The organism is Halomonas sp. McH1-25, from assembly GCF_022348165.1.
Taxonomy (GTDB): domain Bacteria; phylum Pseudomonadota; class Gammaproteobacteria; order Pseudomonadales; family Halomonadaceae; genus Modicisalibacter.
In genome coordinates this window covers 127798-147564 of record NZ_JAKRFI010000001.1, presented here as the reverse complement: position 1 = coordinate 147564, position 19767 = coordinate 127798, and the positions used below count along the sequence as shown (strand labels likewise).

17 protein-coding genes are annotated in these 19767 nt (G+C 59.3%); 7 read left to right on the top strand and 10 right to left on the bottom strand.

The features are described from left to right. Window positions 1–19: 19 nt before the first annotated feature. The 3 genes from MHM84_RS00665 to MHM84_RS00655 form a co-directional block, all read right to left on the bottom strand. A complete protein-coding gene (locus tag MHM84_RS00665; protein ID WP_239261370.1) occupies window positions 20–1447 on the bottom strand; it encodes an MATE family efflux transporter in 1428 nt (475 codons plus the stop codon). Further along, window positions 1444–1740 (bottom strand): hypothetical protein, encoded by a 297-nt coding sequence (locus tag MHM84_RS00660; protein WP_239261368.1) that lies wholly within the window; start codon window positions 1738–1740, stop codon window positions 1444–1446. The genes MHM84_RS00665 and MHM84_RS00660 overlap by 4 nt, the downstream gene beginning before the upstream one ends. A 139-nt stretch (window positions 1741–1879) precedes the next feature. Then, window positions 1880–2797, bottom strand: a complete 918-nt coding sequence (locus tag MHM84_RS00655) for a LysR family transcriptional regulator (protein ID WP_239261366.1) — start codon at window positions 2795–2797, stop codon at window positions 1880–1882. A gap of 148 nt (window positions 2798–2945) precedes the next feature. Here MHM84_RS00655 and MHM84_RS00650 point away from each other — a divergent pair, with 148 nt between their 5' ends. From MHM84_RS00650 to MHM84_RS00640, 3 genes are all read left to right on the top strand, one after another. After that, the gene (locus MHM84_RS00650; RefSeq protein ID WP_239261364.1) at window positions 2946–4079 is read left to right on the top strand and encodes a 4-oxalomesaconate tautomerase; all 1134 of its coding nucleotides are present in this window, start codon (window positions 2946–2948) and stop codon (window positions 4077–4079) included. A 56-nt stretch (window positions 4080–4135) separates the two neighbouring features. After that, window positions 4136–5266 (top strand): tricarboxylate transporter, encoded by a 1131-nt coding sequence (locus MHM84_RS00645; RefSeq protein ID WP_239261362.1) that lies wholly within the window; start codon window positions 4136–4138, stop codon window positions 5264–5266. A 69-nt stretch (window positions 5267–5335) separates the two neighbouring features. Further along, window positions 5336–7300, top strand: coding sequence for a tripartite tricarboxylate transporter permease (locus MHM84_RS00640; protein ID WP_239261359.1), 1965 nt, complete (start codon window positions 5336–5338; stop codon window positions 7298–7300). Window positions 7301–7464: 164 nt separating this feature from the next. On the opposite strand, the gene MHM84_RS00635 is transcribed toward MHM84_RS00640, so the two are convergent. Both MHM84_RS00635 and MHM84_RS00630 read right to left on the bottom strand, forming a co-directional pair. Beyond that, window positions 7465–8382, bottom strand: a complete 918-nt coding sequence (locus MHM84_RS00635) for a hydroxymethylglutaryl-CoA lyase (protein ID WP_239261357.1) — start codon at window positions 8380–8382, stop codon at window positions 7465–7467. A 30-nt stretch (window positions 8383–8412) separates the two neighbouring features. Further along, the gene (locus MHM84_RS00630; protein WP_239261355.1) at window positions 8413–9618 is read right to left on the bottom strand and encodes a CaiB/BaiF CoA-transferase family protein; all 1206 of its coding nucleotides are present in this window, start codon (window positions 9616–9618) and stop codon (window positions 8413–8415) included. Between the two features lie 146 nt (window positions 9619–9764). Here MHM84_RS00630 and MHM84_RS00625 point away from each other — a divergent pair, with 146 nt between their 5' ends. Further along, the gene (locus MHM84_RS00625) at window positions 9765–10661 is read left to right on the top strand and encodes a LysR substrate-binding domain-containing protein (protein ID WP_239261353.1); all 897 of its coding nucleotides are present in this window, start codon (window positions 9765–9767) and stop codon (window positions 10659–10661) included. 130 nt (window positions 10662–10791) lie between these two features. Further along, window positions 10792–11775, top strand: coding sequence for a tripartite tricarboxylate transporter substrate-binding protein (locus MHM84_RS00620; protein ID WP_239261351.1), 984 nt, complete (start codon window positions 10792–10794; stop codon window positions 11773–11775). 20 nt (window positions 11776–11795) lie between these two features. Here the strand turns inward: MHM84_RS00620 and MHM84_RS00615 are convergent, their stop codons facing one another. After that, window positions 11796–12590: a hypothetical protein gene (locus MHM84_RS00615; protein ID WP_239261349.1), complete on the bottom strand. Its 795-nt coding sequence runs from the start codon at window positions 12588–12590 to the stop codon at window positions 11796–11798. Window positions 12591–12878: 288 nt separating this feature from the next. On the opposite strand from MHM84_RS00615, the gene MHM84_RS00610 reads away from it, so the two are divergent. Continuing rightward, the gene (locus MHM84_RS00610) at window positions 12879–14018 is read left to right on the top strand and encodes a glycosyltransferase family 4 protein (protein WP_239261347.1); all 1140 of its coding nucleotides are present in this window, start codon (window positions 12879–12881) and stop codon (window positions 14016–14018) included. Between the two features lie 17 nt (window positions 14019–14035). Then, window positions 14036–14638: a YrbL family protein gene (locus MHM84_RS00605; protein ID WP_239261345.1), complete on the top strand. Its 603-nt coding sequence runs from the start codon at window positions 14036–14038 to the stop codon at window positions 14636–14638. A gap of 9 nt (window positions 14639–14647) precedes the next feature. Here MHM84_RS00605 and MHM84_RS00600 read toward each other — a convergent pair whose 3' ends face one another. The 4 genes from MHM84_RS00600 to MHM84_RS00585 form a co-directional block, all read right to left on the bottom strand. Then, window positions 14648–15874: a glycosyltransferase family 4 protein gene (locus MHM84_RS00600; RefSeq protein WP_239261343.1), complete on the bottom strand. Its 1227-nt coding sequence runs from the start codon at window positions 15872–15874 to the stop codon at window positions 14648–14650. A 45-nt stretch (window positions 15875–15919) separates the two neighbouring features. Beyond that, complete coding sequence (locus tag MHM84_RS00595) at window positions 15920–17056, bottom strand: glycosyltransferase (protein ID WP_239261341.1); 1137 nt, start codon at window positions 17054–17056, stop codon at window positions 15920–15922. 9 nt (window positions 17057–17065) lie between these two features. After that, window positions 17066–18286 carry an O-antigen ligase family protein gene (locus MHM84_RS00590; protein ID WP_239261339.1) on the bottom strand — a complete coding sequence of 407 codons (1221 nt, stop codon included), beginning with the start codon at window positions 18284–18286 and terminating at the stop codon, window positions 17066–17068. A 205-nt stretch (window positions 18287–18491) separates the two neighbouring features. Next, a complete protein-coding gene (locus tag MHM84_RS00585) occupies window positions 18492–19757 on the bottom strand; it encodes a sugar transferase (RefSeq protein WP_239261337.1) in 1266 nt (421 codons plus the stop codon). Window positions 19758–19767: the final 10 nt, after the last annotated feature.

The following is a 19767-nucleotide window of genomic DNA, read 5'->3' as shown; positions in this document are numbered from 1 at the left end:
CTTCGGTAGAGCGAGTCAATCAAGCCGAGCGCTCTTCGATCAGCACTTCCTCCGTGACGCGCTCCGCCAAGGGATCGTGTTCGACCAGGCGCCCTTTCTTCCAGTCGCCTTTCAAGAACCAGATCGCCGTGACTACCGCAATCAGTACATTGGTGACCGGGAACGCCCACCACAGGCCCTCCAGGCCCAGCACGCCGTCGCGCGACAGCACGAAGGCCAGCGGAAACTGCAGCACCCACTGCGAGACCAGCGTCAGCACCATGGCGATCAAGGTATTGCCCGACGCGCGAAACACCCCCGTCAGCGCCATTTGCAGCCCCATGAAACCGAAGGAGAGCGAGACCGTGCGCAGGAACGTCGCCCCGGTCGTCACCACCGCCTCGTCGTCGGGCACGAAGAAACGCACGATGGCGGCGGCAAACAGGAACACGAACAAACCGACGGCGGACAACACGACAAAGGCGATGACGGCACTCAGCCGGGCGATGCGGTCAGCGCGCTCGATCTGCCCCGCGCCGATGTTCTGGCCGGCCAGCGCTGCAGTGGCCATGGACAGCCCCAGCGCCGGGATCACGATAAAGCCCAGCACATTGATGCCGACGCCGTAGGCGGCCGTGGTCACCGTACCGAACCCGGTCACCAGGAAGATCATCACGTTCATGCTGAGCGCCCGGGCCGAAAGCTCGACCGAGGCCGGAAAGCCTAGCCCGAACGCGCGTTGCATGAACGCCAGGTCGGGCCGGAAATCGCCGATGCGAAGCTGGATTCCCCAGCGCCCGCGCGACAGGATGGCCATGCCGACGGCCAGCGCGAGACCCTGGGTGATCAACGTGGCCAACGCGGCGCCGCCCACCCCGAAAGCCGGCACGATACCCCAGCCGAAGATGAGCAACGGATCTAGCACCACGTTCAGCAATACCGTGCCGGTAACGATGTAGAGAGGAAGCTTGACGTCGCCGACGCCGCGCATCAGCGACTGGAACATCGCGAAGCCGAACGAGAAGATCATCCCCGCCAGCGAAAAACGCAGGAACACCAGGGCGCCATCGTAGACGACCGGGTCGACACGCAGCAGGGCCAGCAGGCCCGGCGCCAGCGCATAGCCGAGCGCAGACAACAGCAGCGACACCACGGCGACCATCAGCATGGTCTGCGCCGCCACATGATTGACCATTCGCCCCTGGCCAGCGCCCATGTATTGCGCCACCAGCGTGGAGCCGGCCACCCCCAGCCCCGAGCCGATGGCCACCAGCAGGAAGATGATCGGAAAGCTGACCGACACGGCAGCCACGGCGTGGCCGCCCAGCCGACCCACCCAGAACGCGTCGATCAGCTGATAGGCCGACTGCAGCACATTGGCCAGAACGATGGGGATCGAAAGCTTCAGCAGCGACCCGAGAATCGGCCCTTCCAGCAAGGTAGCCTGCGAGTGACGCCCAGAACTCATTCGCTACTGCTCAAGCGCTCCCATACGCCGGCTTCCGGCTCCTCGAGGACGATATTGACGTGACACGTGTTCTTGCCCGGATAGATGGCGTTGGAATACTTGAACAAGCGGGTCTTGACGCGTCCGGTCATCGGATCGGTGTCGCCGAAGTGCGCCTGTACCTGCACGTAATCGCCGACATTGGGCAGCACATGCTGCCCGGTCTTCTCATCCTCGCCCAGTTCGATCACCTGCCCTTTGATGGGCTGTTCCTCGCCCTGGCGAATCAGCTCGTAGTTGAATGTGTACTTCACGATCGGTGCTCCATGCGGATCGACTCTTCTGCACCTTAGATGGCTGGGGCTAAAATCGAAAGTCTAGGCATCTTGAATCATGGAAGCAGCCAGCCCCTTGGCTCACATCGCGAGCCAAGGCAGGTAACCAGAGGCCTTTCTAGGAAGGTTTTTGCCGATTTTTCTCCCCCCACAGCGCCAACAACGTTTCAATGAACAACTCGGCGGTACTCGACAACGCATGGTCATTACGCTGAATGAGCCCGATGGTGCGCTGTATCCGTGGCTCGGGCAGTGGCCGAGAACAAAGCGTGTCATGGTCCGCACCCGGCATGGTCATTCTCGGCAGGATGGCGACTCCCAGGCCGGACTCTACTAACCCGAGGGAGGTAGAAAGATGCTGGACCTCATAAAAGCCATTGAGACTGATGCCCTCTGAAGACAGCACGTTATCCAAAAGGGTGCGATTGCCGCTGTCGCGGCTGACTGTAATCATGCGCACTGCCTCCAGGTCGGCCCAAGTGATGCTCTCCTTGGCAGCCAAGGGATGGTCGGAGCGCAGTGCCAGCACGAAAGGGTCACGCAGTAGCGGCGTAAAAGAAACTTCAGGCAGCTGCGGGCTGATCATGTTGATACCGAAGTCCGCTTCGCCATTGACCACCCGTTCCAATCCTTCGTTGGCGCTGACATCGAGAATGCGGATCCGAATGCCTGGCCAAGCCTCGTTGAAACGCCGAATGACGCTGGGCAGGAAATAGAATGCCGCCGTGGGTAGGCAGGCGATGGTCAATGTTCCCTTCTGGTGCGTTGCCAGCTCACGAATACCGAGGATCGACGATTCGTAGTCCTCGAGCATCCTGCGGGCCCGTGGCAAAAAGTCGGTTCCGATCGCGGTCAGCCAGGTACGCCGGGTGGTGCGCTCGAGAAGCGTAACCTCGAGCGCCTCCTCGAGTTTCTGGATGCGTCTCGACAGCGCGGGTTGCGATAAATGAAGACGCTGCGCCGCTTCGTGGAAGCTGCCTAGTTCAGCAACCTGGACGAAGGCCTGTAAATCGAGAAACTCAATGCGATGCATCATTGGCGATTCTTGCATTGGCAATAGGACATTAAACAACTTATCACATTAATGCGATTAACACATCGAATAGGGCTTTAATTTGCATTTGAGGCATCAAATAGGGGGTGACATGCTCAGTTCATGAGTTTTAGCAAAGAGTGAAACGGCAATGATCAATAGTATTCCTTGCATCATCATGCGCGGTGGCACCTCCAAAGGCCCCTTCCTGCGCATGAACGACCTGCCCGAATCGACAGAGGCACGGACGGAGACCCTGCTCAACCTGATGGGTGCCGGACATGCTCTGCAGATCGACGGCATCGGTGGCAGCGATCCGTTGACCAGCAAGGTGGCCATCGTCGAACGCTCCGACCATCCCGAAGCCGACGTCGATTATCTGTTCGCTCAGGTCGATGGCCCTGGTCGTCGCGTCGACTTCAACCCCAACTGTGGCAATATGCTTTCTGCCGTTGGTCCCTACGCAATAGAGACCGGGCTGGTCGAGGCGCTTGACGGCATGACCGTGGTGCGGGTTCGCAATCTCAATACGCAGCGACTCATCGAGTGTCACGTCCCTACCCCTGGACGCCAGATACTCTATGAAGGAGATACCCGAATCAGTGGCGTTCCGGGTACTGCGGCAGGCATCCAGTTGAGCTTCCTCGACGTCGTGGGGACCAAGACCGGTTCCTTGCTGCCTACCGGCCAGGCGCAGGAAGTCATTGACGGTGTCGAAGTGACCTGCCTCGATGCCGCGACACCCACCGTGCTGATTGCCGCCGGGACGTTCGGCCTGACGGGAAACGAATCCCCAGCCGAACTCGACGCCAACGGTCTCCTGCTCGCCCGGCTCGAAGCCATTCGCCGCGAAGCCGGACGACGCATGGGATTGGGTGACGTTAGCCAGGGCGTCCTGCCCAAGCCGATTCTGCTTTCGGCGGCAAGCGGGGCCGATGCGACGCTACGCGCCCGTTACTTCGTGCCGCATCGCTGTCACAAGGCACTCGCCGTTACCGGCGCCATCGCCCTGGCGACGGCGGTCAGCGTCCCGGGCACGATTGCCAACCGTATTGCCGTCACTAGCGGACGTCTGATCGATGGCAACTCGCTGGACCATGTTCGCCTCGAGCATCCTTCAGGCTATATCGATCTCGATATCGAGCATCGTGGACAGAACCCGCATGACGTCGCCCGCGTCTCGCTGGTCCGCACGGCACGCAAGATCATGGCCGGCACGCTGTATTACCCCGGCACAGTAACCGGCCACCCACCGGCCAATGCCAATGAGGCGAAGGCCTGCTAGATCGCGTTAACCCCCGGCAAAACAACCAGAGCCTCACAACAACAAGGAGTCACGCCATGCGCCCCTTAACATCACGACAGTCCCTCAACTCCCGTCTGAAGCACGCCGCCAGGCTTGGCTTGCTGTGTGCCGGACTGAGCCCCCTGATGCTCCCCGCCACGGCCAATGCCGCGGATACCGAAGTGCCCGACACCATCAAGTGGACCATTCCCTTTGGCGTGGGTGGTGGGACCGACGTCTGGGCACGCTTCTTCGCGCCCTGGTTCAGCGAGTCTCTAGCTGGCGAGCCGACCATCATGATCGACAATGTGCCTGGCGGCGGCTCGATCAATGGCGCCAACCTGTTCTCGGTACGCGCCAGGTCCGATGGCAGCCAGTGGCTGGGCACATCGGCATCAACCCAGTATCCGGCCATGCTCGGCGACCCCCGTGTACGCTACGACTATGCCGATTGGAAGCCGATACTCGCCACGCCGACCGGAGGCGTTGTCTACGCCTCGCCCGAGATGGGTCAGGATGCCGACAGCGCCCTGCAAACCCTCTTGAAGCAGCCGGTCAAGCTGGCCGCCCAATCACCGACGGGGGTCGAACTGCCGGTGCTGATTGCCCTCGAGATGCTGGGCGTCGACGTCGATCCGGTGTTCGGGATGCGCAGCCGGGGCGAGGGGCGCCTGGCCTTCGAGCGTGGCGAGGCGAACATCGACTTCCAGACCACCTCGGCCTACCTGAGCAATGTCCAACCGCTGGTCGACGATGGCAAGGCGATCCCACTGTTCAGCCTGGGCGTGCTCAACGACGACGGCAAGATTGTCCGCGACCCGACCTTCCCAGACCTGCCGACGTTCAACGAGGTCCACCAGCAGACCAAGGGCGAGGCACCGTCGGGCAACGCCTACGAGGCCTATCGCAAGTTCTTTGCCTCAGGCTACGCCCTGCAGAAACTGGTGATGGTGCCGGTAGACACTCCAGAGGCACTTACCGAAACCTACCGACAGGCGGCCCGCGACTTCATCAAGACCGACAAATTCAAGGAGGAATCGGCAGCTCAGCTCGGCCCCTATACACCCATCATCGGTAATACAGTCTCGGCCCACCTCGAGGATGCCATGTCCATCAAGGACGAGACGCGCCAGTGGCTGATCACCTGGCTGGGGGACAAGTTCGACGTCCATCTGGCCACGCGCTGATCTCTCCGGCTCCGTCGCATGGCGACGGAGCCGGCTCGATTCCGACACGACAATGCGAAGAACCACGCCATGTTCGACATCCTTCTCTCCAGTCTGGGGCAGGTTTTCACCCTCTCCCATCTCCTCTACATGATGCTTGGGATCATCGTCGGCCTGGTGGTCGGCATCATTCCCGGCCTCGGTGGAATCGCCGGCATGTCGCTTCTGCTGCCCTTCCTCTATGGCATGGACCCCTCGGTGGCACTAGGCATGCTGATGGGCCTGGTGGCCGTGATTCCAACCGGCGACACCTTTGCCTCGGTACTGCTTGGCATCCCGGGCTCCAGTGCCTCGCAAGCGACAGTAATTGACGGTTTCTCATTGGCCAAGCGCGGCCAGGCGGCCCGGGCTCTCTCCAGCGCTTTCCTGTCGTCAATGGCTGGCGGCCTGATCGGCGCCGCGGTACTCACCGGCTTCATTCTCATAGCCCGGCCGCTGGTCCTGGCGTTCTCCTCATCAGAACTGTTCATGCTGACACTGCTGGGGCTATCGATGGTCGCCGTGCTCTCGGGGCGCGACCTGTTCAAGGGACTGGCCGCCTGCGGGCTGGGCCTGCTGATCGGCGGCATGGGCATGGCGCCGGCTACCGGCGAGTTTCGCCTAAACTTCGGCCTCGACTACCTCTACGACGGCCTGCCCCTGGTCGTGGTGGGGCTAGGCATCTTCGCCCTGCCCGAAATCATTGAACTACTGGTGCAACGAGGTGCCATCGCCAACGAGCCCTGCCGGCTTGGTGAAGGATGGCGACAGGGCTTTCGCGATGTCCGCCGGGAACGCGGCCTGGTAGCGCGTTGTGCGGGGTTCGGCAGTTTGATCGGCACTATTCCCGGGCTGGCCGGTTCCGTCGTCGATTGGATGACTTACGGCCACGCCGTGCAGAGCGCCAAGGACAAGAGCGAGTTCGGCCAGGGCGACATCCGTGGCGTGATCGCGCCGGAGTCGGCCAATAACGCCTGCGCCTGCGGTGCGATGGTGCCCACGCTACTGTTCGGCGTCCCCGGCTCCGGCAGTGCAGCGGTTTTCCTCGGCGGCCTGCTTCTGCTCGGCATGCAGCCGGGCATCAGCATGATCGAGACCCACCTCGACCTGACCTATACCATCATCTGGTCGCTCGCCCTGGCCAACATCGTCGGTGCCGGCCTCTGCCTGGGCCTTGCCGGCCCGGTAGCCAGTCTCACCCGGGTGCGCTTCACCATTCTCGCACCACTGATCACCGTCCTCATTCTGTTCGCCGCCTATCAGGCGACCCGGGCCACGGGCGATCTGGTCGCTCTGGCCGTGGTCGGTGCCGTAGGCGTGCTGTTCAAGAAGGCCAACTGGTCTCGTCCGGCCTTTCTGATTGGCTTCGTTCTGGCGCCAGGCGCCGAGACCTACTTTTATCAGGCGGTCCAGTTCCAGGGCAGCGCGGCGTTTGCCCGTCCCGGAGTGCTGATTATCGGCGCATTGATTCTGGCGGTATTGTTCATTCCTGCACTCAAGGCGCTGTGGACGAAACGTCGGCAATCGAAGACAAGTGGCGTCACCGCCAGCCCCGAAATGACGCAGCCGGTCGAGCAATCCCCTACGGTCGGTGTGGTGGACGTCCTGCTACTGGCTGGATTGCTGGGTCTGGCGGCCTTCGCCTGGAGCGATGTCGCCGGCCTCTCGATGCTGGGCAGCGTGTTTCCCATGTTGGCCATTGCCATCATGGCGTTGGGCTGCCTCGCCGAGGCGACACGCTATGCGCTGCGCCGGCCACAGTGGCAACACCAGGCATGCCGGGAAGAGCTGATCTGGCTGGCAGGCTTTTGCGCGCTGATCGCGGTCATCCTCGGCCTGGGTTTCATCAGTACGGCTGCCCTGTTCTGTCTGGTGTTCCTGCTGGGCATCGCCCGATTGAAGCCATGGACGGCAGCGGGAATGGCCGTCGGCGTGGTTGCCTTCCTTGTCGGCATGGCGCACTTCCTGACGCTGACCTATCCCAGCGGCCTCCTAGACCCCTGGTTGTTCAGCTGAGCCCAGATGATCTGCCGGCCGATGTTAGTCGCGACGGCAGGTCTTCCCGACCCGATGTAATACCAATACATAACAGGCACTTCATGCGCAGCTTCCCAGCGGAGCTGCGCCTTCAGCGTCTGTAACACAGTAGGCCTCGTGGCATTCTCGTTCTGCCTAGTCTTCTAACCGCGCGCCGGCATCGGATAGCGCCGGTCGGCCTTGCCGGCCTTGACGACATGCCCTGGCGTTTCGTGCCCCACCAGATCGGGCAGCGTGGCCGATACCGCTAATAGCGCATCCAGATCGACGCCGGTGTCTACGCCCATCCGCTCGAACATGTGCACCAGGTCCTCGCTGCACACGTTGCCCGTGGCACCCGGCGCGTAAGGGCAGCCACCCAGCCCGCCTAACGAGGCATCGAAGTGCACGATGCCCGCTTCCCAGGCGGCCAGCGCATTGGCCAGACCCATCCCGCGCGTATCGTGGAAATGCAGCGTGAAGGGCACCTCCGGCCAGCGTGACACGACATCCCGGCACAGCCGCTTGACCTGGGCCGGGTTGGCCACCCCCGTGGTATCGCACAGCGTGATGCCCTGGATGCCGATCTCGAGGAGCCGCTCGATCAGCGTCATCACACGCCGCTCATCGACATGGCCTTCGAACGGGCAACCGAAGGTGGTCGAGAGCGAGGCATTGATGAACACCCCGCTGCCCTGGGCATGGGCCACGATCTCGGCGAACTGCGCCAGGGATTGTTCGGGCGTCATGCGCAGGTTCGCCAGGCTATGCGACTCGCTGGCCGACATCACCAGGTTGATCTCCTCCACGCTGCATTCCAGCGCGCGCTGGCAACCCTTGAGATTGGGCACCAGCGCCGTGTAGATCACCCCCGGCTGGCGGCGAATGCCCTGCATTACCTCGGCGGCATCGCGCAGGTTGGGGATCGCCTTGGGCGAGGTGAACGACGTGGCTTCGATCTTGGCCAGGCCGGTCGCCGAGAGTTTGTCGATCAGGGCGATCTTGTCCGGCGTAGGCACGAACGCCGCTTCGATCTGCAGGCCATCGCGCGGCGCCACTTCATTGATGTAGATACGTGACATGCTCGGTACTCTTGATAAAGGTATTCTCGCTCAAATGATCCCGCCCTGACGCAGCTTCTGGCGCGTTTCCTCGTCGATGCCCAACTCGTCGAGCACCTGTTCGGTATGTTGCCCCAGGTCGGGGCCGCCCTGACCGAGCTGCCCGGGGGTGGCGCTGAGCTTCGGCAGCACGCCGGGAACCTTGAGCGAACGTCCGCCCGGCGTAGTGATGGTCTGAATCATCTCCCGCGCCAGATAGTGCGGATCATTGACGATATCGGCGGCGGTATACGGATAGCCTGACGGGACTCGCGCTTCGTCGAGTCGTTCGAGGATCTCGGCGCGGGAATGCTGGCGGGTCCACTCGGCAATGGCGCCATCGATCAGCTCGGCATGCCGGCTACGCCCATCGTTATGCGCAAAGCGCTCGTCCGCAGCCAGATCCGGGCGGCCGATCACCTCCATCAGGCGCTTGAAGATGCTGTCGCCGTTACCGGCAATCAGCACGTAATCGTCATCCCGGCACAGATAGGCGTTGGACGGCGTAATGCCGGGCAGCGAGCTGCCGCTGGGCTCACGAATCCTGCCGCTGGCATCGTATTCGGGAATCAGGCTCTCCATCATCGCGAACACCGACTCGTAGAGCGCCACGTCGATGACCTGGCCCTGGCCGCTGCGCTGGCGCTCCTGCAATGCCAGCAGCGTGCCGATCACCGCATACAGCGCCGACAGCGAGTCGCCGATGCTGACGCCGACGCGCACCGACGGCTGCCCCGGTTGGCCGGTCAGGTAACGCAGCCCGCCCATCGCCTCGCCGATCACCCCGAAGCCGGGCTTGTCGCGATACGGGCCGGTCTGGCCGTAGCCCGAGATGCGCACCATGATCAGGCGTGGATTCAACTCGGAGAGCACGTCCCAGCCCAGCCCCCAGCCTTCCAGCGTGCCGGGGCGGAAGTTCTCGACCAGCACGTCGGCCTCCTGAACCAGGCGACGCACGAGTTCCTGCCCTTCGGAAGAGCGCAGATCCAGGGCGACGGAGCGTTTGTTGCGGGTCTGCACGTGCCACCACAGCGACGTGCCCTCCTCGATCATTCGCCATTTACGAAGCGGATCGCCGGCGCCCGGCGGTTCGACCTTGATCACGTCGGCGCCGAACTCGCCCAGCAGCTTGGTGGCGAAGGGACCGGCGATCAACTGGCCAAGCTCCAGTACCTTGAGGTCTTCCAGAGGCAGGCTCCGGGCGTCGGACAGGCTCATAGGGCGTTACTCCTAAACGATATGCAGGCAGGATGCGTTACTCCGCCGACAGGAACAATTAGGCGTTGAGCAACGTAGCATTCGCTTTTGACGAAGGCTTACGTAAGATGAGGCTCTGGCTGGCGTCACATCAAGAGGAGCGCAACATGGGGCGGTTCGATTTCGTCACGTTGAAACTGTTCGTGTCGGTGGCCGATGAAGGCCGGCTCACCGCCGCCGCAGAGCGCGAGCATCTGGCCCTGGCCGCCGCCAGCAAACGCATCAGCGACCTCGAAGCGCAACTGGACACCACGCTGCTGTATCGTCGCCCGCGCGGCGTCGAGCTTACTCCGGCCGGTCATGCGTTCCTGCATCATGCGCGCAGGATTCTGGAAAACATCGAACGCCTGCAGGCCGACCTGAGCGAGTACGGTCAGGGCATCAAGGGCCACATCCGGATCCACTCGAACACCTCGGCGATCATTGCCTTTCTTCCCGAGGATCTCAGCACCTTTTCGCAGCGCTACCCCCAGATCAAGCTCGACCTGCAGGAAAGGGTCAGCGCCGAAGCGATCAGCGCGCTGCGCGAAGGCCTGACAGACATCGGCATCTTCGCCGGCCATGTGCCCTGCGATGGGCTGCAGGTGTTGCCCTATCGCAGCGACCGGCTGGTCCTCGTCACCCCATGCCATCACCCCTTCGCGGAGCGCGAATCCATCTACCTGGAAGAAGCGGCGGGCGACGACTTCATCGGCCTGCAGCAGGACTCCTCGCTCCAGGACCTGCTGCACGAACACGCCAGCCGTGCCGGCAAGAGCCTGCACATGCGCATCCAGGTGCGCAGCTTCGATGCGATCTGCCGCATGATCCATCACGGCATGGGCATCGGCGTGCTGCCCGAGCAGACCATCTACCGCGAGCTGGGCGATCTGCAGCTTTGCAGCATCCCGCTCAGCGATGCCTGGGCCACGCGGGAAACCGTGATCGGCATGCGCCAATACGACACCCTGCCCGTCATCGCTCGCCATCTGGTCGACCACCTGACCGCAGGCACCCGGGACTAGTCTCGCACCCTTCGCGGCTGACGAACCCCAGCTTTCCCAAATGCTACTTCTAGCGCCATGACGCTTCGGATACGGTGCAAGGCAGACACGCCGCTTTACTACGACACATACAATAAACAAGGAGTCGTTCATGAAACGCAAAAGCACTGCACTGCTCACCGCCGCCGGTTTGGCCCTCACCTTCGCGTCGAGCGCCATGAGCTTCGAACTCAACGGCAAGGTGGACTGCATCGCCCCCTCCGACCCCGGCGGCGGCTGGGACTTCACCTGCCGCAGCGTAGGCAGGATCCTGCAGGAACTCGACATGGTTCCCCAGGCCGTGCAGACCATCAACATGCCTGGCGCGACGGGCGGGGTCGCCTACGCCCACGTCATCAGCAAACGCCCCGCCGATGAACAGCTACTGGTCGCCGCCTCCACGGTAACTTCGGCCGGTCTGGCCCAAGGGCTGTTCCAGGGGATGACCGCCGATCAGGTCAACTGGGTGGCCGCCCTGGGCGCCGATTACGGCGTGATCGCCGTGCCCAAGGATTCCGAATTCAAGACCCTGGACGACCTGACCAAGGCGCTGAACGAAGACCCGCGTTCGGTCATCTTTGCCGGTGGCGATGCCAAGCGCAGTTGGGACCATCTGAAGGTATTGATGTTTGCCGACAAGGCAGGCGTGGAGGACCTGAGCCAGGTCCGCTACCTGGCCTATGAAGGCGGCGGCGAGGCACTGACCCAGGTGGTCGGTGGGCACGTCGATGTGTTCTCGGGGGATATTTCCGAGGCCAAGGGCTTCCGCGAATCCGGCGATCTGCGCATCCTCGCCCTGCTCTCCGACGAGCGTCTGGAAGGCGACCTGGCGGACATTCCCACCGCGAAGGAGCAAGGCATCGACGTGCTGGCGCCCAACTGGCGCGGTTTCTACATTCCGCCCAACGTCTCGGATGATGCCAAGCAGTTCTGGACGTCCACCATCCAGGAGCTGTCACAGAGCGACGAATGGAAACAGGCCATGGAAAGCAACGGCCTGATGCCCTTCAACATGAGAGGCCAGGAATTCGAGCAGTTCGTCCTCGATCAGGTCAAGGACATCGAGGACCTCTCGCAGCGCATGGGCGCCGGTTGAGTATCTGGCTTAATACCCGATCATCCCCGGTCTTGGGCCGGGGATGAATCGAGAGCTGCCGCCCGGCACTCCTGCAGGGCTTCGGCCATGTTCTGCAACGCCTTCTCGCCGGTTTCGCCCTGCGTGACCTCACGCCACCAGTCGACATGCACGGCACGCACGCGGACAACGATCTCCTCCAGGCCCAGTACCTGCGCCATGGCCAGGCGATGCAGGCCGCGATTGATCTTGACGATACCGCCATGCCGATCGATCGCCACGCCCAGCCGGTCCTTGCCCAAGGTATCGTCGAAACCGTTACGGGCCATCTCGTTCATATAGCCCACATAGGTTTCCAGATAAGCCAGTACCTTGTCCGGCGTGTTGAGCAAGAAGCCCTTTTGATGCGATGTGAGCGGCCTGCCCTGCTCCAGCAGCTTTATCAGATCATGATAGGCCTGGCTCTGATCCAGCGCATGGCGATGCGCCCAAACATCGCTGATGAACTGGTAACGCTGGCCCTTGTGAAAATCGTAGCGGAAGAGGTCCCACTTGCCTTTCCAGATAAAGGTATTCTTCGCCTTGTTGCGCTGGCCCGATTTCGGAAAGGATTTCTTCATCGACAAGGAGCAAACCAATTGGCGAGGATCGATATGCAGGTCGAGACCCTCGCCGAGATAGTCATCGACACTGCGGTAAGGCAGCCCCATCTCCTCGACCTGCTCGGCCAGAAACCCATTGGCAAGCCAACGTTGGAACAGACGATTCTCCAATGGCCGGATAACTCGGTCTTCAAATGCCTCACGGGTGACATAGGCCCAGCGTGAGCGCAGCATGGACCACCGCAGCCTGGGGTCGTACAAGTCCGTTGACAAGGCTTCGCCGGACGGCGTTCGGGGCAGTTTTTTCGGTGCCGACATAGCAGGCCTGACTATGTTCCTCTGCAGTTTATTAGTTTGTTAATTAGTATAACGCGTTTTCCCCTAGCGTAACGAGCCAAATGAGCCGCAGCGCTGCACGTAAAGCAGCATTAACAATGCCTAATGCCAAGTTGCCGCAAGACATTTCTCAGCGTAGCCTATGCCCCTTCGTTAACTTTGACCCAGGTCGCATCGAAAAACGACATGACGACGCCTAGCAAGCGACACGCCCCCCTGGCAGCCATCGCCATCCGCCAGGTCGAGAAAAGCACCGGTGCCAGTCGCAACGCCTTCGAACAGGCCGCCGCCCTTCAGGAACTCGGCTACCGCGTCGTCATCCTGGCCGAGCGCGGCAAGGCAGAATTGGCTCAGCGGGCCGGCGCCGCCTTCGTCAAGCTACCGCGCTGGCCGATCAAGGGAAAGTTCCGTCGTTTCTGGTTCAATCGTCGTGTTCAGGCCTGGTGCAAACGCCATTGCCCCGATCTGCTCGTCAGCCATGGCGATACCGTCAGCAGCGACGTCGTGTACATGCATAACTGCGTGCATCTGGCCAGCCAGCGAATCCACGGCAAGCCGCTGCCCAACGGTCACGAAGTCGCCGCCATTCATGACCATGTGCTCATACAGGGTGGGTTCAAACGCGTGGCAGTGAACTCACAGATGATGGCGGACGACTTCATGCAGCGCTACGCCATTGCCCCCGACAAGATCGAGGTCAGCTACCCGGGCTACGATCCACAGCAGTTCAATCCCGACTCGGCAAGGCGTAACAGGCAGGTTACACGGAAAGAATTCGGTGCCGACGATGAGACCTTCTTGATCGGACTAATCACCTCTGGCAACTTCAAGAAGCGCAACCTGGATGGCTTCATCGAGATCGCAGCCCACCTCAACCGCCAGCTTCCGCAGCGTTGTCGCTTCCTAGTGGTCGGCAAGGACGATACGACGCCCTACCGGAAACAGGCGGAGTCCCTGGGCATCGATAGCCTGATTACCTGGCGCAGCACCGAGCCTAATGTCGAACGCCTATACGGTGCACTGGATGTTTTCGTGCTGCCCGCTCACATCGAGGAGTTCGGCCGTGTCGCGCTGGAAGCCATGGCCTGCGGTACGCCCAGCGTAGTGTCGGCCTGGGTCGGCGCCTCGGAACTGATTCGAGACTCGCACCCCGATCTGGTGCTCGACAAGGATACCCAAGGCTGGGCCGAACGCATTGCGGAGTTCCTGCAGTCTTCCAAGCGCGAAGAACTTGGCCAAACGCTGGCTGAGTTGGCCAAAGACTATTCCCATGAGCGCCAGTACGAAAAGCTCAAGGCGTCATTCAGCAGCCTGACGAACGACTAGCCGGAACGAATCGCCGCGTGACAAGAAGAAAACCAGCACCACACGACATGCTCTATCTCGACGACACCCTGCTCATTGGCCAAGGCTCCGAGCGTGCCTGCTTCAGGCATCCGAGCGACGATGGGCTGTGCATCAAGGTCACTCATCGCCACAAGAGCCGCCGTAGCCAGAATGCCAGGGATCATGCGTATTACCGGAAACTTGAGAAGCGCGACATTGCCTGGACGTACCTGCCACGCATGCACGGTTGGGTAACGACGAATCGGGGGGAAGGCCTGGTATTCGACCTGGTGCAGGATCGAGACGGCAAGCCGCTCGACACGCTAAAGCACCTATTGGCGCGGCGGGACGTACACTATGCGGATATTGCACCGGAGTTGGAACGATTTCACCGCTACTTGCTGGATAACCTGATCTTCACCAGCGACATGCGGGACAGCAACATCGCCTGCGACATGACTCGCGCCGACAGTCCGCGCCTGTATCTCATCGATGGGCTGGGCAATCATGACTTCATCAAGCTGGCATCCGTCGTGCCCATTCTGGGGCGCAGCAAGGTCGAACGCCAATGGGCGCACTTCATGAAACGCATGGCAAAGTGGCGGGACCAGACGATTTGAGACTGAAGGTCACCGCCCTCTTGCGATGACCTCGCTCATGAAACCGACCAGTTGCTGGCCGTACTGATCGATATTGAATTCGTCGCGGATTCTCGCTCGCGCCCTGGCGCCCATCTCGCGACGACGGGCAGGATTGCCGGCCCATTCTCCCAGTACACGCGCCGTCTCTTCCGGCTCGATAATACCCGCCTGGACGATGGCATCCCGTTCCGGGGAATAGACTTCATCCGGCCCCTGCAGACAGGCCTGGCCATATTTGCCCAGTTCGTGACGATTCCGCCTGGGCGACAGCACAGCGCCGTTGACGCCATCCTGCACCTGTTCCGCCAATCCATCGACAGCGCCGACCAAGGTAGGCACGCCGTAAGCCAAGGCCTCTTGAGCCACATTGCCGAACGGCTCACGCCAGGAGGGGCAAATGAAGGCATCCAATGACGAATAGAACGACGCCATATCATCGACCAGCCCACAGAAGCGTACGCTGCCTTCGAGCCCCCACTGCTTGGCTTGCTTGCGCAGTGTTCCCTCCAGTGGCCCTTCCCCCGCTATCCAGAACTCCGCCTGGGGGTACTGTGTTTTCAACCCAGCAAACGCTTCCAGCGCGACCATGGGCGCCTTCAATGGCACCAGACGGCCTGCAAAGCCCAAGCGAAAACGCCCCTCGGGGTGAAGCGCATGGTTGGACGGTAACTCAATGGTATTGTAAAGCACGCGCGAGGGTAGCTCGGAGCTCAGCCCCCATTTCAATTGCAACATGCGTAGCGCCGCGTGGGAATTGCATAGCGCCCCGTCGAGGCGCTTCAGATAGGTATGCAAGGCCGGCTGATCATCCACAAGCCAGGCACTGCCCCGCTCGAAATGTACGACTGGTGTGTTGTCTGGAAATCTTAGCGGGTGATTGACGATCTTACCCCAGACAAGAATCGCTTCTATGCCCAGCCGTTCGAGTAGCGAACGCTGATAGCGGGAGCGAATATTGTGAAAGGCGCGGGGAATCTTGACGAACCCAGGCCCTTTTATGCTGTGGATACGCCCCGCCGCATGCTGTTTGTAGTAAGGCTCAAGTAATGGATGGATACCATCGGTCTGCTTCAATATGTGCTGGTCATATTCGGCAGCGAAACGGGAAAAGTACCGCGTGAAGTAGCGCTCGATCCCACCAAGATTTTTCAGGCTCACCAGATGCCCAATGCGCGGGTTCAGAGGTTTACTATTTCCGTCAGCGATAGTAGCCATACCATTCCCTGAGCTATTCAAAAAACGTCTTCTGCACGGCCCATTTCACTCAACAAAACGCTTTGCGACTCTGCTGGGCAGGAAATCGTGTAGCCAAGCATCGTTTACGGCCGGCTTGGGCCCGGTCAATGCCACCTTCATTTTCTCGGCTAAGCCCTCTGCACTATGCGGCGCAATGGCCTCCTCCAGTTCGCCTTTCAGGACTTCGCGTATTCCGCCGGGGCAGTCGACGGAAATCACCGGAGTGCCACACGCCAAGGCCTCTGTGAGCACGATGCCCATTCCTTCCACGCGGGAACTCAGCACGAACAGCCGGGCATGGTGCATCCACGGGTAAGGATTGTTGCGATGGCCGACGAAACGCACTCGGTCAGCGATATTCAAGCTGACGGCCAGCGATTCCAGCGACTCGCGCAAAGGGCCATCGCCGACGATGACCAGGGGCAGCTCGGGCCGCGCCTGGGCGTAGGCACGCAACAGCAATTCATGGTCTTTCTGCGGCACCAGGCGCGCCACATTGACGATATAGGGCTTGTCTGGCAGATCGGACGTTTCCTCGCGCATCAGCTCGCGAATTCGCCCCACCGGACAAGGGTTGACGATGACCTGTAACGACGCCGGGCGAAACGACCACTTTGCCTGCGCCTGACGTACTGTCTCGGCCACGCCTTGCGAAACAGTCACTAGATGCTTACCGGGATACAGGCACTTGGCAAACAACCGATAACGCCAAGCATCCTTCTTGACTGGCAGATTGTTCTCCAACACGAAGCGGGCCCGTGCATCGCGATAACTCCACACCAGCTCGAAGGTACCAACACCACGAAACACGATTCGATCAAGCCGCCCATGTCGCTTCTCGAATCGCCACAGCCAAAGGCGCAATAACTGACCGCCTAGCCACCCGGTCCATACGAAATATGACCGGGGGATCAAGGGATTCATGACCAAGCGAGCCAGCAGTTCCAGAAAAAAGCCAACGATGGTGGCACGCAGCCACCAACGCAGTGGAAACACATGCAGCCTGACGTTAGGGTGTTCCGGCGCGAGCCCCTGCTCTCGCTTGCGATAAACCATCAGATGGCTTTCATGACCGGATTCGGCAAAGGCATCGGCCAGGTTACAGGCTACCCGCTCCATGCCGCCCATCTTCAGGCTGCGTACGATCACCAAGGTTCGCAAAAAAGGTCCTTACTCTGGCTGACTGGTAGGTTGCAGTTGGCTATCGTCATCTCGCTTACGGATCAATTGCCAACGCCAGTAATGGGTGACCAGCCCGCCCACGACAAGATTGTGTACGAACACGCCCGTCCAAAATGAATTGTACGACTCGAACTGATTGACGATGACCCAATAGATAAAGAACGAGACGCCGAACAACGCCATGTCATTCGGCATGACGCCACCACGCCAAGCCAGCCATGTACCGCGCCCTACCCAGAACGCCAAAGCGACAAATACGCCAACTCCTAACAGCCCATACGCGACAAAAAGTTCAAGGAAGTAATTATGTAGATGGCCATATTGATCCTTGACCCATTGCGGCATCCATTCCGTTTCGTCTATAGCCAGGCTTCGGCCAGCTCCACCCCAACCGACGAGGGGACGCTCGGCGATCCACTCCGTAGCGGCGCGCCATGTATGGAAACGGATTCCTGCACTATTATAGGGAATCTCGGAAAAGTCACCGGCAAGTATGCTTTCAATGGTAGGCCTCTCCTGCTCCAGTCGGTCAGCGATGGCCTCATATCCAAAGTTCGCTGCAGGAATGCCAACTGTCATTACTGCCAAGAAACTGCCAATGAGTACCGAGCGGGCATGCTTCAGAGGATGGAATCGCAAGTACCACCAAGAGAACAAGGTGGCCATGAGAGGCATTGCCACAATCAGCGCCAGCCACACACCCCGAGTTTGCGTAATGATCACACCGGTAAGACAGATGATCGTCGCCAATGCCCAGGCAAAGCGCCGAACTATAGCCAAACTGCCCAGAGCCAGACTACGCCGAGCAAAGGCTAGCAGCCCCAGCAGCCCCGTACCGAAATACATGGCGGTGTGCTGAGCATTGCGAATATCGAAATCTACCCTGTCGCCGCCCACACCTCTTAAGAATTCCGCCATTCCATCACCTCGAATGAATAAGGCTGCGAAATAACCAATAAGCGCAAGCGACCAAATGGCAAGTGTCCGCCTCGTGCTACCTCCCAGCCACCAAGCAACACCGATAAAAATGTACAGCTTGGCAAGGCGGTCGATCTGCGGATTGTCTGCGACCCACTGTGGGTGGTGTAAATAACCTAGCCCCCAGGAAACAAACTGCACTAGGATAACAGCTAGCAGCAACCATAAAGCAGCACTGTTGCGCAGGGTTCTTCCCCAGACCAACAAAGCCAGCAAACCTGATATCGCCATTACCGTTTCTGATGGACTGCCAAGAGACGGCCAGGCTACTAGGCATAGCGCGTACAGAGCTAGAAAGAAGACGCCGACCCATTCTATGGCCCGTGGATAACTCACCCCTAGTTTTGATTTTTGAAAAAACAGCGAGTCGAGACGTGTACCTGCACAAGCCAATATGCTACTTCCTTGAACGCTTAAACAAAGTTAGCAAAACAACTTACCTAGCACCAAACCCTGTAACCAAGGTTTTGAATGTTTTAAAAACAATCAGCACATCAATCCAGAAAGAAAACTTTTTTATATAGTAAAAGTCATATTGCAACTTTACAGTCATTCCTTCAACTTCAGCGGCATAGCCTTGCTCAACCTGCGCCCAGCCAGTAATTCCAGGGCGGACAACATGCCGATAGCTAAAAAAAGGCACTACTTCTTCATACCAATCCGAAAGCTCTTTGGATTCCGGCCTGGGGCCTATAAAACTCATCTCCCCTTTTATAATATTAAATATCTGCGGCAGCTCATCTAGCCTGTACTTTCTTATAAAGCACCCTACGCGAGTTATCCTTGGATCGGTTGATGAAACCGTAAACTTTTCGCCACTCAGCATGTGGTACATGCTGCGAAACTTATACATATTGAACTCTTTGGCTCTATATCCAATCCGCGGCTGCTTAAAAATAACAGGCCCCCTGCTGTCTATTTTTATAGCAATAGCAATAATCAGCATTATTGGCAGCAATAGCGGAAGCAATAAAATCGCCGCACAAAAATCAATTACAAACTTAAACCCGCTATACAAAGAAGAAGGGAGAAGACTTCCAAAATCATTTTCATTAAGCCTGTTTATTTTTACACGACCAAACATTGATTCATGTATTTGTCTAGTGTGGTATACAGGTATATGTGAAAGTGTGCAGGCAGCTATAAATTTCTCCCATTCGGAGTTTAGCTCTTCAGCGCGAAGATCAGCAACGACACCATCAACACGAACTCCTGCCAAACTTGGGCCAGATAAGTAGCGCCAATCAATATGAGCATTTTCTGGCAACAGACAGGCTTCACCGTAAGGAACCACAGCAAGCTTTAACCGTCGATAACGACGCCCAATAAAATAACCACAGAAAAACCATAACAAGCTTAAAATATAACTTGTAAACAAGACCTGCCTAGTATAGCTTTCACGTAAAAAGAAAAGCACAGCTATCGAAAATAGAAAAAAGAAAGTAACGGTGGGTATTATATACGCTACAATTTGAGACCCAGGCAGCGTAGCAATTCGTTTCAAGGTAAAAGCTATTAAAGAAAAAGAAATTGCGACAGCAATAAGAGTATTGGTGCGCAAATCAGGCAAATACAGCCAAAACTCCCAGCCCCATCGCTCCAAGGATGGAAGCAAGATCACTAAAGGCAAGCCTATCGCGAAATGCAGAGGCAGGCCAAGAAGCAACCTTTCATACCAGCGCGAGTGCCGTCTCTCAAACATAGTATTAGTT

Bases quoted from the DNA above. Each gene is read 5' to 3' on its own strand.
- MHM84_RS00665 (WP_239261370.1), bottom strand. From the start codon at position 1,447: ATGAGTTCTGGGCGTCACTCGCAGGCTACCTTGCTGGAAGGGCCGATT.
- MHM84_RS00655 (WP_239261366.1), bottom strand. From the start codon at position 2,797: ATGATGCATCGCATTGAGTTTCTCGATTTACAGGCCTTCGTCCAGGTT.
- MHM84_RS00650 (WP_239261364.1), top strand. From the start codon at position 2,946: ATGATCAATAGTATTCCTTGCATCATCATGCGCGGTGGCACCTCCAAA.
- MHM84_RS00645 (WP_239261362.1), top strand. From the start codon at position 4,136: ATGCGCCCCTTAACATCACGACAGTCCCTCAACTCCCGTCTGAAGCAC.
- MHM84_RS00640 (WP_239261359.1), top strand. From the start codon at position 5,336: ATGTTCGACATCCTTCTCTCCAGTCTGGGGCAGGTTTTCACCCTCTCC.
- MHM84_RS00635 (WP_239261357.1), bottom strand. From the start codon at position 8,382: ATGTCACGTATCTACATCAATGAAGTGGCGCCGCGCGATGGCCTGCAG.
- MHM84_RS00630 (WP_239261355.1), bottom strand. From the start codon at position 9,618: ATGAGCCTGTCCGACGCCCGGAGCCTGCCTCTGGAAGACCTCAAGGTA.
- MHM84_RS00625 (WP_239261353.1), top strand. From the start codon at position 9,765: ATGGGGCGGTTCGATTTCGTCACGTTGAAACTGTTCGTGTCGGTGGCC.
- MHM84_RS00620 (WP_239261351.1), top strand. From the start codon at position 10,792: ATGAAACGCAAAAGCACTGCACTGCTCACCGCCGCCGGTTTGGCCCTC.
- MHM84_RS00615 (WP_239261349.1), bottom strand. From the start codon at position 12,590: ATGCTGCGCTCACGCTGGGCCTATGTCACCCGTGAGGCATTTGAAGAC.
- MHM84_RS00610 (WP_239261347.1), top strand. From the start codon at position 12,879: ATGACGACGCCTAGCAAGCGACACGCCCCCCTGGCAGCCATCGCCATC.
- MHM84_RS00600 (WP_239261343.1), bottom strand. From the start codon at position 15,874: ATGGCTACTATCGCTGACGGAAATAGTAAACCTCTGAACCCGCGCATT.
- MHM84_RS00590 (WP_239261339.1), bottom strand. From the start codon at position 18,286: ATGGCGATATCAGGTTTGCTGGCTTTGTTGGTCTGGGGAAGAACCCTG.
- MHM84_RS00585 (WP_239261337.1), bottom strand. From the start codon at position 19,757: ATGTTTGAGAGACGGCACTCGCGCTGGTATGAAAGGTTGCTTCTTGGC.